Annotated in this window: 14 protein-coding genes; 6 read left to right on the forward strand and 8 right to left on the reverse strand. The window is 63.4% G+C overall.

Annotated features, from left to right (window positions below; all coding sequences use genetic code 11):
• The first annotated feature begins 46 nt into the window (after positions 1 to 46).
• Complete coding sequence (gene olsB / locus NKH52_RS03780; RefSeq protein WP_023812526.1) at positions 47 to 922, forward strand: l-ornithine N(alpha)-acyltransferase; 876 nt, start codon at positions 47 to 49, stop codon at positions 920 to 922.
• A gap of 143 nt (positions 923 to 1,065) precedes the next feature.
• Here the strand turns inward: olsB and NKH52_RS03785 are convergent, their stop codons facing one another.
• Both NKH52_RS03785 and grpE read right to left on the reverse strand, forming a co-directional pair.
• The gene (locus tag NKH52_RS03785; protein ID WP_127296394.1) at positions 1,066 to 1,698 is read right to left on the reverse strand and encodes a trimeric intracellular cation channel family protein; all 633 of its coding nucleotides are present in this window, start codon (positions 1,696 to 1,698) and stop codon (positions 1,066 to 1,068) included.
• A 114-nt stretch (positions 1,699 to 1,812) separates the two neighbouring features.
• Positions 1,813 to 2,448 carry a nucleotide exchange factor GrpE gene (gene grpE, locus NKH52_RS03790; protein WP_352728142.1) on the reverse strand — a complete coding sequence of 212 codons (636 nt, stop codon included), beginning with the start codon at positions 2,446 to 2,448 and terminating at the stop codon, positions 1,813 to 1,815.
• Between the two features lie 239 nt (positions 2,449 to 2,687).
• Between grpE and NKH52_RS03795 the strand changes: the two genes are divergently transcribed.
• From NKH52_RS03795 to NKH52_RS03805, 3 genes are all read left to right on the forward strand, one after another.
• Entirely contained in the window at positions 2,688 to 2,888 is a 201-nt protein-coding gene (locus tag NKH52_RS03795) for a hypothetical protein (RefSeq protein ID WP_023812523.1), read from the forward strand.
• A gap of 96 nt (positions 2,889 to 2,984) precedes the next feature.
• Positions 2,985 to 3,362, forward strand: coding sequence for a hypothetical protein (locus NKH52_RS03800; protein WP_164780323.1), 378 nt, complete (start codon positions 2,985 to 2,987; stop codon positions 3,360 to 3,362).
• Between the two features lie 123 nt (positions 3,363 to 3,485).
• Complete coding sequence (locus tag NKH52_RS03805; RefSeq protein ID WP_127296398.1) at positions 3,486 to 4,508, forward strand: fatty acid desaturase; 1,023 nt, start codon at positions 3,486 to 3,488, stop codon at positions 4,506 to 4,508.
• 117 nt (positions 4,509 to 4,625) lie between these two features.
• Here the strand turns inward: NKH52_RS03805 and NKH52_RS03810 are convergent, their stop codons facing one another.
• The 6 genes from NKH52_RS03810 to cysG form a co-directional block, all read right to left on the reverse strand.
• A complete protein-coding gene (locus tag NKH52_RS03810) occupies positions 4,626 to 6,230 on the reverse strand; it encodes a GMC family oxidoreductase (RefSeq protein WP_352728140.1) in 1,605 nt (534 codons plus the stop codon).
• A 97-nt stretch (positions 6,231 to 6,327) separates the two neighbouring features.
• Entirely contained in the window at positions 6,328 to 6,861 is a 534-nt protein-coding gene (locus NKH52_RS03815; protein ID WP_352728138.1) for a DUF934 domain-containing protein, read from the reverse strand.
• Positions 6,862 to 6,972: 111 nt separating this feature from the next.
• Positions 6,973 to 7,737 (reverse strand): phosphoadenylyl-sulfate reductase, encoded by a 765-nt coding sequence (locus NKH52_RS03820; protein WP_352728136.1) that lies wholly within the window; start codon positions 7,735 to 7,737, stop codon positions 6,973 to 6,975.
• The gene (locus tag NKH52_RS03825) at positions 7,712 to 9,382 is read right to left on the reverse strand and encodes a nitrite/sulfite reductase (protein WP_352728134.1); all 1,671 of its coding nucleotides are present in this window, start codon (positions 9,380 to 9,382) and stop codon (positions 7,712 to 7,714) included. Before NKH52_RS03825 ends, NKH52_RS03820 begins: the two co-directional genes overlap by 26 nt.
• Before the next feature lie 43 nt (positions 9,383 to 9,425).
• Positions 9,426 to 9,719 carry a DUF2849 domain-containing protein gene (locus tag NKH52_RS03830; RefSeq protein ID WP_352728132.1) on the reverse strand — a complete coding sequence of 98 codons (294 nt, stop codon included), beginning with the start codon at positions 9,717 to 9,719 and terminating at the stop codon, positions 9,426 to 9,428.
• Positions 9,716 to 11,167, reverse strand: a complete 1,452-nt coding sequence (gene cysG, locus NKH52_RS03835; protein WP_352728131.1) for a siroheme synthase CysG — start codon at positions 11,165 to 11,167, stop codon at positions 9,716 to 9,718. Before cysG ends, NKH52_RS03830 begins: the two co-directional genes overlap by 4 nt.
• Before the next feature lie 418 nt (positions 11,168 to 11,585).
• Here cysG and NKH52_RS03840 point away from each other — a divergent pair, with 418 nt between their 5' ends.
• Both NKH52_RS03840 and NKH52_RS03845 read left to right on the forward strand, forming a co-directional pair.
• Positions 11,586 to 12,035 carry a baeRF12 domain-containing protein gene (locus tag NKH52_RS03840; protein WP_352728129.1) on the forward strand — a complete coding sequence of 150 codons (450 nt, stop codon included), beginning with the start codon at positions 11,586 to 11,588 and terminating at the stop codon, positions 12,033 to 12,035.
• Between the two features lie 223 nt (positions 12,036 to 12,258).
• Positions 12,259 to 14,055 (forward strand): cation:proton antiporter domain-containing protein, encoded by a 1,797-nt coding sequence (locus NKH52_RS03845; RefSeq protein ID WP_352728127.1) that lies wholly within the window; start codon positions 12,259 to 12,261, stop codon positions 14,053 to 14,055.

Genomic DNA, 14,055 nt, shown 5'->3' on the forward strand with positions numbered 1-14,055 from the left:
GTGCCAAGAGGGATGGCTCGAAGGAGAATCACTCGTGCATACAGTTATGCCGGAATGTGACACTCGGCCGAACGCCAGCAGCGCCTTGCTTGCCGGACGTAACGTCGATTCCGTCATAAAGGGCGCTGCGCTGGGCCGTATAGGCAATCTTGAAGTGCGGCTCGCTCGCAACGAGGCCGAGATCGCGGCCGCGCAGGAAGTGCGCTACCGGGTGTTCTACGACGAACTTGGCGCCAGGAAGGACCTGTTCCAGGCCCATGACCGCCGGGACGCCGATCGGTTCGATCCGCTCTGCGACCATCTGCTGGTTTTGGACACCACGCTTTCCGGTCCCGAACATCGCCGCATCGTCGGCACATATCGGCTGCTGCGGCAAGAAATCGCGGCCACGGCCGGTGGCTTCTATTCCGAAGGTGAATTCGAGCTGACCAAGCTCATTGCCCGTCACCCCGGCCAGCGTTTCCTTGAACTCGGCCGCTCCTGCGTGTTGCCGGAATACCGCTCGAAGCGCACCATCGAGGCGTTGTGGCAAGGTATCTGGGCTTACATCAATCATTACGAAATCGGTGTGATGACCGGCTGCGCGTCCTTTCACGGCACCGTGCCGGCGGCGCATGCCGAGGCGCTCACCTACCTCGCCCACCACTGCCGGACGAATTCGGCCTGGGACGTGCGCGCGGTGTCCGGGCGCTATTGCTCGATGGATCTGATGCCGATCGAGGCCGTCAATGCCAAGGCGGCGATCGCCGCGATGCCGCCTTTGGTCAAGGGCTATCTGCGCGTCGGTGCCCGCATCGGCGATGGTTGCGTCATCGATCGCGAATTCTCGACGGTCGATGTGTTCGTCGTGATGCCGGTCAAGGAGATCGGCGCACGCTACGTCAACTATTATGGCGGCGAAGCCCAGCGCTTCGCGGCGTGAGTGAGTAGGCAGTAGTAGTCAGTAGTCAGTAGTCAGTAGTCAGTAGTCAGTAGTCAGTAGTCAGTAGTCAGTAGTCAGTAGTGAAGACGCCACGATTAACCTCCTGTGACTACTAATTATTCCCTATTCCCTATTCCCTCTCTTCACGGAATATCTTCCGGCCGCCTGCCGGGTCGGCTTTTGTAGGACGGAAACGACCAGCCGAATTTGAGCGCACCGCCGCGCACGAGGAACGCCGCCGCAAAGCCGGCAAGGTCCGAGGCGAGCGGCGGCAGGCCGGCAAGATCGCCAAGCGTGTAAAGGCCGGCACCCGCAAGGGCCGCCGTGACGTAGATTTCGGGCCTGAGCAGCACCGATGGCTCGCCGGCAAGGAGATCACGCAAAATGCCGCCGAAAGTGGCGGTGAGCACGCCGGTGATGACGGACACGACCGGCGAGCCGGTAATCGCAAGCCCCTTGGCCGCGCCCATCACCGAAAAGGCGGCGAGCCCGACGGCGTCGAGCCAGAGCAGCCATTTCCAGCGCGATTCGACACGATGCGCGCTGAAGAAGACCAGCACCGCAACCGCGGCGCAGACCAGCACATAGCCGGAGTTCGCGACCCAGAAAACCGGCAGGTTGAGGATAACGTCGCGAAGCGTGCCGCCGCCTATCCCGGTGACGCTGGCCAGGAACAGAAAGCCGATGATGTCGAGCTGCTTACGCGAAGCCGCAAGCGCCCCGGTCGCCGCGAAGACGGCGACACCGGCATAGTCGAGAAGCGCGATAGGGTTCATGGGGCTAAGGCAGTAGGAGCTAGGGATTAGGCAGTAGGAATAGCACGAAGCCGCGCGATTGATACGACTGCCCTAGTTTCCCTACTGCCTACTGCCTACTGCCTATTCCTTGCCTCACGCATCTTTCTCAGCCTGTTCGTTCACCGGCCCCGGCTCAACCGGTGCTTCAGCGGCGGCGAACTTTGGCCCGCCCTTGGCGACGCCGACCATGGCCGGGCGCAGCACGCGGTCGCCGATCGAATAGCCCGGCTGCACGACCTGGACCACGGTGTTGGCCGGAACATCCGGATTGGGCACTTCGAACATCGCCTGATGGAAATTGGGATCGAACTTCTCGCCTTCCGGCGCGAGCTTCTTGACCCCGTGCCGTTCCAGCGCCGACAGCATGGCGCGCTCGGTGAGGTCGACGCCTTCGATCAGCGCCTTGAAGCCGGCGTCACCCGATGCCTTGGCCTCGGCGGGAATCGCATCCAGCGCGCGGCGCAGATTGTCCGACACCGACAACATGTCGCGGGCGAAATTCGCGACCGCGTAGGTGCGCGCATCGTGCACATCGCGCGCCGTGCGGCGACGCAGGTTTTCCATCTCGGCCGCCACGCGCAGCGCGCGGTCCTTCAGCTCTTCATTTTCCTTCAACAGCCGCACAAGGGCTTCATAGTCACCGTCGGTGCTGCCTTCCGTGCGCTCGGCTGGGGGCTCGGTCGCCTCGACTTCATCGGGCGCGCGTTCGTCTTTTGCCTGGTCGCTCATCGCCGTTTCCCGTCAATCTCGAATGATGTGGATTTTGTGCCCGATATCGATGTTTGGCGGTCAAAAATCAAGGGGTAAGCGATTAGAGAGGCCGCCAGCCAAGGCCAGACAATGACGGCCAAGACATTTCGATTTTAATTCAAATTTTACCCTAACTGCCGGCTTTGCTTGCCACACAGGCAGGATGGGGGAACCATTCGCTTGCTGGAGGAGTTTCGAAGCCGACACAGGATTTTGAGATGATGACCCGCAACATGGGCGAAAAGGCAGAGGGGCTGGCCATCGAGATCAGGCGCCAGTTCGGCGCCGAGGCGGTGACCCGCTTCCTGCGCACCTTGCCGGCCTTCCGCACCGAGGCCGACATCCCCGACCGGCTCAGAGAACTGCTCGACCGCCTCGATGGGGCGGAGCGCGGTGACATCGGCTGGCGCCGGCCGTAACGCAACAATCGATCCTGGCAGCAAACCTCCTATCGGCAATAGCCGGGGAGAGCCGAACCATCTAAGATAGATGGGTTGGTTCAAATGGAGGACGTAATGCGCAAGGTTTCGATCACCTCATCGCTGATGGCGCTTGTCGGCCTCGGCGCCATCACCTTGGCGGCCTTTCCGGCACAAGCAGACAATCTGCAGCTGCAATTGGGCAAACATGGCCCGCGGCTGAAGCTCATGGAAGATTGCGACCCCGCTTACGACGATTGCGAAGGCCCCCGTCGCGACGATCGGCGCGACCGGCGTCAACGGGGCTGCACGGAAGACCGGGCTCTCGACAAGGCAGAGCGAATGGGCATCCGCCGCGCAAGAATTGAGTCCGTCGGCCGCCGGGAGATCACGGTCCGCGGCAGACAGGGTGGCGACCGCGTGCGCGTGACTTTTGGCACCGAGCGCGGCTGTCCTATCCTCGATCGCGAATAGCGATCGACGTCAACGGAAAACCGGCGGTCGACTGGCTCGGCCGCCGAGCCACGCGACAATTACGCACAGTAATTTTGCGTGATGCTGCCTTGCGGCGGCGAGGCACCGCGCCTATGCTTCCTGATGAACATGATTTCCCCTGAGGCGGTCGCCAACAGCAAGCGCGCCTGGCTGAAGATTCTCGCCCGCTACAAGAAGCCCGACAGGCGGCGCAGCGCCGTAGAACTCGCCATCACCCTCATTCCATTCGCCATACTCTGGGGACTGTCCTCGGCGGCCTATGCCTATGGCCATTGGTGGGGACTGGTCCTCATCCTTCCCGCGGCTGGGTTTCTGGTGCGCATCTTCATGATCCAGCACGACTGCGGCCACGGCTCCTTCTTCGCCAATCGCTACGCCGACGACTGGATTGGCCGCGTGCTCGGCATCCTGACGCTGACGCCCTACGATTGCTGGCGGCGTGCCCACGCGACGCACCACGCCAGCGCCGGCAATCTTGACGAACGCGGCATGGGCGACATCCGGACGCTGACCGTTGCGGAATACCGGCAGATGTCGTGGCGAGGCCGCCTCGCCTACCGTCTCTATCGCCACCCGCTGGTGATGTTCGGGCTCGGTCCGATCTGGCTGTTCATCTTCGAGCAAAGGCTCCCCGTCGGCATGATGCGCGGCGGACTGACCCCTTGGGTGTCGTCGATGACCACCAATCTTGGCATCGCGGTCGCAGCAGCCATCCTCATCTGGTTCGTAGGCCCAGGCGCTTTCCTGGTGGTCCACTTGCCGATCGTCATCCTCGCCGGTTCGGCCGGCATCTGGCTGTTCTACGTCCAGCACCAGTTCGAGGAAACGGAATGGGCGAAGGATGCCGACTGGGAATTCCAGCACGCCGCCCTGCACGGATCGTCCTATTACGATCTACCGCCGGTGCTGAACTGGCTCACCGGGAACATCGGTGTCCATCACGTCCATCATCTCTCCGCCAAGGTGCCGTGCTACCGGTTGCAGGAAGTGCTGCGGGATTATCCCGAGTTGCGCGACATCGGCCGTGTCACGCTGCTCGAAAGCTTGCGCTGCGTCAAACTGGCATTGTGGGACGAAAACCGCCGCAAGCTGGTGTCGTTCCGCGAGGCACGGGCGGCGGCTTAAGCAATTCCAAGAGAAGTTTGAACGGTTTTCCAGGGAAAGCGCGTAACGTTTTCCCTGGGCAATTGCGTCATAACAAAAGGACCGCCGCGCTATGGGCGCCGCGGCCTGGAGCTCCGATCAGGCAGCCCTGATCATGTCGGCGGCCTTTTCGGCGATCATGATGGTTGGGGCATTGGTGTTGCCACCAATCAGTGTCGGCATCACCGAGGCGTCGACGACACGCAAGGCTTCAAGCCCGCGCACCTTGAGTTGCGGATCGACCACCGCCATCTCGTCGACTCCCATCCGACAGGAGCCGACCGGGTGATAGACCGTGTCGGCGCGGGTACGGATATGGGTCATCAGATCGGCATCGCTCGGCTCGCCGGCGATGTGCATTTCCTTGTGCCGGTAGCGCGTCAGCGCCGGCGAAGCCAGCACCTGCCGGGTGATCCTCACGCCTTTCAGCAGCAGTTCCGCATCGCGCTGGTCGCCGAGAAAGCGCGGATCGATGCGTGGCGCGGCAAATGGATCGGCGCTGGCCAGCCCAACCTCGCCACGTGAGTGCGGCCGCAATATGCAGACATGACAGGAAAAACCGAAGCCGTAGTGCAGCGTGCGCGCATGGTTTTCGACCAGGCCGATGACGAATTGCAGCTGCAGGTCAGGGCGTTCAAGCGCCGGGTCGGATTTGACGAAAGCGCCGCTCTCGGCCGCCGGCGAGGCGATCAGCCCGGTTCCATCCCGGCGCCACTGCGCGATGTGCCTGAGGAAACCCAACGCGCCGCGCGGGCTCATGCCAAGCATATCGGTGTCCTTCGATCTCCAGCCGACGATGAAATCGAGGTGATCCTGCAGGTTCTTGCCGACGCCCGGCAATTCGTGGACGACGGGAATGCCATGCACGGCAAGTTCGGCCGCCGGGCCGATACCCGACAGCAACAGAAGCTGCGGCGAACCAAAGGCGCCGCCACAGAGGATCACCTCGCGCGACGCCTGTGCCACTGTCTCGCCTTTGCGTGTCCGGTAGCGGATGCCGGTGGCGCGCTTGCCGTCAAGGACGATGCCTGTGGCGTGCGCCCGCGTGACCACGGTCAGATTGGTCCGCTGCATCACCGGATGGAGATAGGCGGCGGCAGTCGAACAGCGCTCGCCATTACGGGCGCCACCGGCAAACTGGGTCACCTGGAAATAGCCGGCGCCCTCTTGTTCCGGTCCGTTGAAATCGTTCGAGGCGCGAATCTGGTTTTCGGCACAAGCCTCTATGAAGGCCTTGGCGATCGGCCTCGGCGAGCGCTGGTTCGACACTTTCAGCGGGCCGTCCCCGCCATGCAACGCATCAGTGCCGCGCTCATTGCCCTCGGCGCGCCGGAAATAGGGCAGCACGTCATCCCACGACCAGCCCTCGCAGCCTAGATTTGCCCATTCGTCGTAGTCGCTGCGATGGCCCCTGACATAGAGCATTGCATTGATGGCGCTGGAGCCGCCCAGCGCCTTGCCGCGCGGCTGGTAGCCCTTACGGCCGCCAAGACCTTGCTGCGGCACGGTCTCGAAGGCCCAGTTGTTGATCCTGGGCCGGCCGGAAAGCATGCCGATAATGCCAGCAGGAGCGCGGATCAGCATATCCCTGCCCTCGCCGCCAGCTTCGATCAGGCAGACCGTTTTCGATGGATCTTCCGAAAGCCGCGCGGCAAGCGCACAGCCGGCGGACCCACCGCCGGCTATGACATAGTCGTAACGCATGAAGACCCCTCCCCGATCGTCCACGGATTTTCCATCCGGATGATCAAGAGAAGGCCTGAACACGACTGATGTAAAGACGCGCGGAATTACCGCAACGTCAGCTGCTGCGAACGCGCCGCCAGGAGTATTTCGGGCCTTTTGGTTCCGGCACGGCGGATGGCTGGTAGTAGAGCCCCAATCCGCCGGTACGGCCCTCCTCCAGGCGCTTCAACAGCACCGGATTGGAAATCTCGAACTCGTCGAAGCCCAGCCGCAGCATATGCGGCAGCTGGTCCACCAGCACCTGGCCCGTGGCGCGAACGGCACCTTCGAAATGGTAGCGGCCGCGCAGCAGTTCTCCCTTGGAGAAGGAGCGGCCGTCGCTGAAGGCCGGGAAGGCCAATGCCACCAGCGACAGCTGGTCGAGCAGGTCGGCAATTTTCTCGAGCTGATCACCCGGCTGCAGCAGGACGCCGAGCCGTTCCTTGGCCGAGCGGCGCACCTCCGGATCCAGATCGAGGAAGACTTGCAACGGCAGGATGAAGCGGCCGTTGCCGGACAGCGCATCGGCGCTTTCGGCATGCGTCCACTCATCCTCCTGAAAACCCGCAGGGGTCCAGAGTCGGGTCTCCGGTGTCGTCGGTCCAGTCATAAAGATTCCTAAAGCCCCAAGATCCAGGTCCGCTGAAAGTCCATCCCACGCAAAGCCGGCGGCCTCCGGATGAAGGTCGCCGTTCGCAGGCCGGCTGAGTTTCAGCATACCCTATAGTGATGCGTCGGTCAGCGACTTCTCCAGCCCCGACAGGTGAATGCCGCACTCGGTCTTGGCGTGACCGGCCCAGCGGCCGCTGCGCGCGTCCTCGCCCGGCTGCACCGGCTGCGTGCACGGGAAGCAGCCGATCGACAGATAGCCATAGGCGACCAGTGGATTTTCGCGCAGCGCATGCGCGCGCATGTAGTCCGCCTGGTCCGATGTCGTCCAATGCGCCAGCGGATTGATGCGGATGCGCGGACCGACCGCCTCGAACACCGGCAGCGCCGCCCGCGTCGCGGCCTGAAAACGCTTGCGGCCGGTGAGCCAGGCACGAAATGGCGCGACACCGCGCGCCAGCGGCTCCACCTTGCGCACGTCGCAGCAGGCGTCGGTGTTGCTCTGATGCAGATTGCCCGTCGGATCGATCCGTTCGAGTGCTGCTTCCTCGGGTTTGATCACCCTTATGTTGGTCAGCCCGAAATCGGCGGCGAGCGCGTCGCGATAGCCGAGCGTCTCCTCGAAATGCTTGCCGGTGTCGAGGAAAATGACCGGCAGCATGCGATCGATCTTGGCGATCATGTGCAGCAGTACAGCCGAATCCGCGCCGAACGACGACACCGCCGCGATCTCGTCGAGGAACAGTTCGCGGGCCGAGCGTTCGATGATCTCGATCGGCTTCAGATGACCGTAGAGCGCATCGAGCCCCGCCGCTTTGGCGGCGATGCCGTCATCGACGTCTCCGATACGGTCAAGCGGCCTTGGCTTCGCCAGCATAGAGCGCCTCCTTGAACGGCGCGGGACCGACTCGGCGGTAGGCGTCGATGAATTTCTCTTTTGGGTCGAGCCGGAGGCCGAGATAGGTCTCGACGATCTGCTCGATGGCGTCGGTGATCTCTTCCGACGAGAAGCCGCGGCCGATGATCTCGCCGACCGAGGTGTTTTCGTCGGCCGAGCCGCCCAGCGTCACCTGATAGAGTTCGGAGCCCTTCTTCTCGACACCGAGGATGCCGATGTGGCCGACATGGTGATGGCCGCAGGCGTTGATGCAGCCGGAGATCTTCAGCTTCAGTTCGCCGATCTCGCGCTGCCGCTCAAGCGAGGCGAAGCGTTGCGAGATTTCCTGCGCGATCGGGATCGAGCGCGCCGTGGCCAGCGCACAGTAGTCGAGGCCCGGGCAAGCGATGATGTCCGATATCAGGTTGGAATTGGCCGTCGCCAGGCCGATGCCGACCAGCGCATCATAGACCGCCTTGAGGTCGGCGCGGGCCACATGCGGCAGGATCAGGTTCTGTTCATGGCTGACACGCAGCTCGTCAAAGCCATATTTCTCGGCGATGTCGGCGATCGCTTCCATCTGGCTGTCCGAAGCGTCGCCGGGCACCTCGCCGATGCCCTTCAGCGAGATCGTCACCGCCGCATAGTCCGGATGGCGGTGCGTCACGACATTCTGGTCGAGCCACTCCGAGAACCCCTTGGAATCGAGCCGCGCCAGCTTGACCGCCTGGTCGCCTTCCGGCCGCCCAGCGAGCACCGGTGGCGCGAAATAGGCCTCGATGGCGCGGATGTCGGCTTCCGGCAGCTTCAGTTCGGCGTCCTTCAACTCCTGCCACTCGGCCTCGACCTGACGGGTGATCTCCTCGACCCCGGTCTCATGGACGAGGATCTTGATGCGCGCCTTGTACTTGTTGTCGCGGCGGCCATAGAGGTTGTAAACGCGCAGGATCGCCGTGCAGTAGGACAGAAGCTCGGCCTCCGGCAGGAAGTCGCGGATCTTGCGGGCAACCATCGGCGTGCGGCCCTGGCCGCCGCCGATATAGACGGCGAAACCGAGTTCGCCGGCGGCGTTCTTCTTCAGGTGCAGGCCGATGTCGTGGGTCTGGATGGCGGCGCGGTCGCGCTCGGCGCCCGTCACCGCGATCTTGAACTTGCGCGGCAGGAACGAGAATTCCGGATGCACCGACGACCACTGGCGCAGGATTTCCGCGTAGGGACGCGGATCGGCGACTTCGTCGGCGGCAGCGCCGGCGAAGTGGTCTGCGGTGACGTTGCGGATGCAATTGCCGCTGGTCTGGATGGCATGCATCTCGACGCTCGCGAGATCCGCCAGGATCGCCGGAATGTCAGACAGCGCCGGCCAGTTGAACTGGATGTTCTGGCGCGTGGTGAAATGGCCGTAGCCCTTGTCGTATTTGCGGGCGATGTGGCCAAGCATGCGCAACTGCTTGCCGTTCAGCGTGCCGTAAGGCACCGCGATGCGCAGCATGTAGGCGTGCAGTTGGAGATAGACGCCGTTCATCAGCCTTAATGGCCGGAACTGCTCCTCGGTGATCTCGCCGGCAAGGCGGCGCTGCACCTGGTCGCTGAACTCGGCGACGCGGGCCTGGACAAAATCGTGGTCGAACTCATCGTAACGGTACATGCTTGGTCTTTCAGGGCGCGTCCGCCCATGCCTGGTGTCTTGGTTATGCTGCCCGCGCAGCCTGCTTGCCGAGATCGTTGCGGATGGTCGGGCCAGCGGCGCGGATCTTCTCGCGCAGTCGGACCGGTTGGACGACGCCGTTGACGACTTCAGCGTCGATCAAATTGACGTCGACCACTTCGTTGGCGGCATAGGCCGTGGCGCCGGTCGCCTCGAGCCTGTCCTCGGCTGCCTTGTCATGGGCGAGGTCGGCATGGTCCACCGTCTCGGCCCAGCCGCCATCGGCGTACCAGACGGCAATACCGTCGGTGAGGCGGTTGGCGGTCAGTATCTTCATTGCTGAACTCCTTCGGCGACCGAACTGGACGCACCTTCATGCCTGTGTGCCGCCAGCGGCTCGGATCGCTCAAAGTTGGCGCCGGCGACCGCATCGCCGATGATGGTCATGACCGGGCCGGAAAGATCGGCGCGCGCTTCCAGCGACGGCAGGTCGGCAAGCGTGCCGTGGAAGCGACGCCGGTTGGCGAGGCTGGCATTCTCGACCACGGCCACCGCAGTGTCCGGCGACAGACCGGCCTCGATCAGCCGTCCGGCAACCTCGGCGGCCACCGAGCGGCCCATATAAACGGCGACGGTGGCGCCGGAAATGGCGAGCTTGGCCCAGTCGGGCAGCGAATTGCCCTTGAGGTCGTGGCCGGTGGTGAACACCATCGACGAGGAGACACCGCGCAAGGTCAGCGGCAGTTCGAAATCGGCGGCGGCGGCAAAGGCCGCGGTGACGCCCGGAACCACCTCATAGGCGATACCGGCATCGCGAAGTGCCGCCATCTCTTCGCCGGCCCGGCCGAACACCAGCGGATCGCCAGACTTCAGCCGCACGACACGCTTGCCTTCACGGCCAAGCTCGACCAGCAGCGCATTGATCTCAGCCTGGCTCTTGGTGTGACAGCCCTTGCGCTTTCCGACCGGCAGACGCTCGGCATCGCGGCGACCCATGGCAACCACCGCCTCCGGCACCAGCGCGTCATGGACGATGACATCGGCTTCCATCAGCAGACGATGGGCCCGCAAGGTCAGTAGATCCTCGGCGCCCGGACCGGCGCCAACCAGCGCGATGTGACCGCAAGCGGGCGTGTTCGACAGCAGAAGATCGACGGCGGCGTCATGCGCCTGCGAAAGCTGGCCCGCTTCAGCCGCGCGCGCAGGAGCGCCAGAGAAGAAATCATTCCAGAAGCGGCGGCGGGCATTGCCTCTCGGCAGCAGCTTCTCGGCAGCCCCGCGGAACGAAGCCGCAAGAATTGCCAGCGGCCCGAGCGACGGCGACAGCATGCGGTCGATGCGACCGCGCAACATCTGGGCAAGCACCGGCCCGGCGCCTTCGGTGCCGATGGCGATGGCGACCGGCGCGCGGTTGACCAACGCCGGAGTGAAGAAATCGCAAAGCTCAGGCCGATCGACGGCATTAACCGGAATGCCTAGGCGGCGTGCATCCGCGGCCACCCGGCGGTCGAGTTCCTCGTCGCCGCTGGCGGCAAACACCATGACCGCGCCTTCGAGCTGCGATGCGTCGTAAGCGGCGGCAAAATGGCTCGCGCCGACCTGGGCGACGAAGGCGAGCAGGTCGGGCTCGGCGTGTTCCGCGATGATCCGCAGGACCGCACTCGACTGTCCGATCAGCCGCGCCTTGGCCAGCGCCTCTTCGCCACCGCCAACGATGGCCACGGCTTCGCCCTCGACCCGCATGAACACGGGGAAGGCGTTGAGCTTGGGAGCAGTGTGCGACATGGACGCGAGCGGAATCCTGAATGAGCTTGCAGTTCTACGCGCGGGCGCGAGAAACCAGAAGGAACGCACTCGCGCATCCCTTATCGGGATGCAATTGCTTTTCTGAAAGCATCCCAGCCAAGAGAAAAATATTTCTCATTTACAGATAGAGCGGATTCAAGCTGCTGTCGCGGGCCTTGAATTCCAGGTCTTTTAGCGCCCGGCGAGAAAAGCCGCAAAACTGTTTTTTCTAAATTCTACCAAATTAGTAGATTAAAGCCGCGAACTCTGGATAGCCAGAATGTCCAACGCCGACGCGGCTGCCGACTGGAACATTAGTGGCTCCGGGCGCGTTCTCAAAAGGCCTGTCATCGGATCGAAACCCCGGCTGCGGAACGCCACCAAAGGCCACCACGCGGCTGAAAAGGAGCCTGTCATCATGAACACAATCATACTCAAGCACGGTATCTGGGTCATGGTGGCCGATGGCGAGAAGGCGCTTTTCCTCAGGAACGCTGGCGACAATAAATATCCGAATCTCGAGGTGGTGCAGGAAATGCAGCAGGACAACCCGCCCACCCGCGAGCAAGGCAGTGACAGCCCGGGCCGGTACAATGATGGTCCCTCCGTACATCGCAGCGCAGTCGAGGATACGGACTGGCACCGCATCGGCAAGGAGCGTTTCGCCGATGAAATCGCCGCCCGACTCTACAAGCTCGCGCATGACGGCGAATTCCGCGAGATCGTGCTCGTCGCACCGCCGGTGGTGCTTGGGACAATGCGCAAAAAGCTGCACAAGGAGGTCGGGGACAAGGTGACCGCCGAAATTCCCAAGACATTGACCAACCATGCCATACCGGAGATCGAGGCCTTGCTGCGGGCAGCCTGAGCATCGTCGATCGGCCCTGACCGATCGAGACGAATAGCACCGCCCAAGCTCCGATCCGGCCGGCAGCTTTCTCGGCTGCCGGGCAAATATTTGCGGCAGCGCCGTCGATTTCATGGCTTTGCGGGTTGCATCGCCGACATACCATCCACCATATTGCAAACAGGCGGCGGCTTTGGGCGGCGCTTATCCAACATCGCTGTTTTTGAAAGGCGCTCCATAGACAATGCCGCATGACACGCCCCTTATCGCCACCATCGTCGCCGGTCTGGGGCTGGCTTTCGTCTTCGGGGCTCTCGCCAACCGCTTCCGCATTCCACCGCTGGTCGGTTATCTCGTAGCCGGCGTGCTGGTCGGGCCGAACACGCCTGGCTTCGTCGCCGATGCCGGCCTTGCCAACGAACTGGCCGAAATCGGCGTCATCCTCCTGATGTTCGGCGTCGGGCTACACTTCTCGCTCAAGGACCTGCTGTCGGTGCGTGCCATCGCCGTGCCGGGCGCCATCGTCCAGATCGGCTTTGCCACCGCACTTGGCGCCGGTCTTGCCTGGATGCTTGGCTGGTCGATGGGCGCGGGGCTGGTGTTCGGCCTGGCGCTGTCGGTGGCCTCGACCGTGGTGCTGCTGCGTGCCCTGCAGGAACGGCGGATGATCGAGACCGAGCGCGGCCGCATCGCCGTCGGCTGGCTGATCGTCGAGGATCTGGCCATGGTGCTGGCGCTGGTGCTGCTGCCGGCGCTCGCCGGCGTGCTCGGCGGTCAGGAGCAGGCTGACGCCCATGCCAGCGGCCTGCTGTCGCTGCCGGCCAGCTACGGCATCTGGGGCGTCGTCGGCATCACGCTGGCCAAGGTCGCCGCTTTTGTGATCGTCATGCTGGTGGTCGGCCGCCGGGTCATTCCCTGGATCCTGCATTACGTCGCCCATACCGGCTCGCGCGAACTGTTCCGGCTGGCGGTTTTGGCCATCGCGCTCGGCGTCGCCTTCGGTGCGGCAAAACTATTCGGTGTCTCGCTGGCGCTGGGCGCCTTCTTCGCCGGCATGATCATGAGCGAGTCCGAGCTCAGCCACCGCGCCGCCGAGGAATCGCTGCCGCTGCGCGATGCCTTTTCCGTGTTATTCTTCGTCTCGGTCGGCATGCTGTTCGACCCGTTCAGCCTGATCAGCAATGGCTGGCCGATCCTGGCGACGCTCGCCATCATCGTCATCGGCAAATCACTGGCCGCATTCGCCATCGTTGTCGCCTTCGGCTATCCCATCGCCACGGCGCTGATAATTTCGGCAAGCCTTGCCCAGATCGGCGAATTCTCCTTCATTCTGGCTGAACTCGGCGTCGGGCTGAAGCTGCTGCCGGAACAGGGCCGCGACCTCATTCTGGCCGGTGCGATCCTGTCGATTGTCCTCAATCCGCTGATGTTCCTGGCCATCGACTGGATGAAGCCGTGGCTGGAACGGCGCGCCGCCAGGACGGCACCACCGGTCGAGGCAAAACCGGTTGGTCCGGCGACGGAGCCGGGCCAGGTAGCCTCTGTCGCGGCAACGACGAAAAGGGACGACGGGCCGCCGCCAAAGACGACACTCACAGGCCATGCCATCCTCATCGGCTACGGCCGTGTCGGTGGCCTGGTCGGCTCGGCGCTGAAAGACGCGGCACTGCCCTTCCTGGTCATCGAGGACGCCGACAAGACGCTGGCGAAGCTGAAAGCGGACAGCATCGAGACCGTCGCCGGCAATGCGGCCAATGCCGAAGTGTTCGCCGCCGCCAATCCCGAAGGCGCCAGCCGGCTGATCCTTGCCATCCCCAATGCCTTCGAAGCCGGCCAGATCGTGCTCCGCGCCCGCGCCGCCAATCCCGGTATCAACGTCATCGCCCGTGCCCATTCCGATGCCGAGGTCGAACATCTCAAGGGTTTGGGCGCCGATACGGTGATCATGGGTGAACGCGAGATTGCGCGCGGGATTGTGGAAGAAGTTCTCGGTTCCAAACCGGAGTTGAGGCGCGAAACCGCCGAGCCATCGGTGGCCTGA

The organism is Mesorhizobium sp. M1066 (assembly GCF_040318635.1).
GTDB lineage: Bacteria > Pseudomonadota > Alphaproteobacteria > Rhizobiales > Rhizobiaceae > Mesorhizobium.

Excerpts from the sequence above, each read along its gene's own strand:
- NKH52_RS03840 (WP_352728129.1), top strand. The coding sequence starts at position 11,586 with ATGAACACAATCATACTCAAGCACGGTATCTGGGTCATGGTGGCCGAT.
- NKH52_RS03815 (WP_352728138.1), bottom strand. The coding sequence starts at position 6,861 with ATGACTGGACCGACGACACCGGAGACCCGACTCTGGACCCCTGCGGGT.
- NKH52_RS03830 (WP_352728132.1), bottom strand. The coding sequence starts at position 9,719 with ATGAAGATACTGACCGCCAACCGCCTCACCGACGGTATTGCCGTCTGG.
- NKH52_RS03805 (WP_127296398.1), top strand. The coding sequence starts at position 3,486 with ATGAACATGATTTCCCCTGAGGCGGTCGCCAACAGCAAGCGCGCCTGG.
- NKH52_RS03795 (WP_023812523.1), top strand. The coding sequence starts at position 2,688 with ATGATGACCCGCAACATGGGCGAAAAGGCAGAGGGGCTGGCCATCGAG.
- NKH52_RS03800 (WP_164780323.1), top strand. The coding sequence starts at position 2,985 with ATGCGCAAGGTTTCGATCACCTCATCGCTGATGGCGCTTGTCGGCCTC.
- NKH52_RS03825 (WP_352728134.1), bottom strand. The coding sequence starts at position 9,382 with ATGTACCGTTACGATGAGTTCGACCACGATTTTGTCCAGGCCCGCGTC.
- NKH52_RS03845 (WP_352728127.1), top strand. The coding sequence starts at position 12,259 with ATGCCGCATGACACGCCCCTTATCGCCACCATCGTCGCCGGTCTGGGG.
- NKH52_RS03820 (WP_352728136.1), bottom strand. The coding sequence starts at position 7,737 with ATGCTGGCGAAGCCAAGGCCGCTTGACCGTATCGGAGACGTCGATGAC.
- olsB (WP_023812526.1), top strand. The coding sequence starts at position 47 with ATGCCGGAATGTGACACTCGGCCGAACGCCAGCAGCGCCTTGCTTGCC.
- grpE (WP_352728142.1), bottom strand. The coding sequence starts at position 2,448 with ATGAGCGACCAGGCAAAAGACGAACGCGCGCCCGATGAAGTCGAGGCG.
- cysG (WP_352728131.1), bottom strand. The coding sequence starts at position 11,167 with ATGTCGCACACTGCTCCCAAGCTCAACGCCTTCCCCGTGTTCATGCGG.
- NKH52_RS03785 (WP_127296394.1), bottom strand. The coding sequence starts at position 1,698 with ATGAACCCTATCGCGCTTCTCGACTATGCCGGTGTCGCCGTCTTCGCG.
- NKH52_RS03810 (WP_352728140.1), bottom strand. The coding sequence starts at position 6,230 with ATGCGTTACGACTATGTCATAGCCGGCGGTGGGTCCGCCGGCTGTGCG.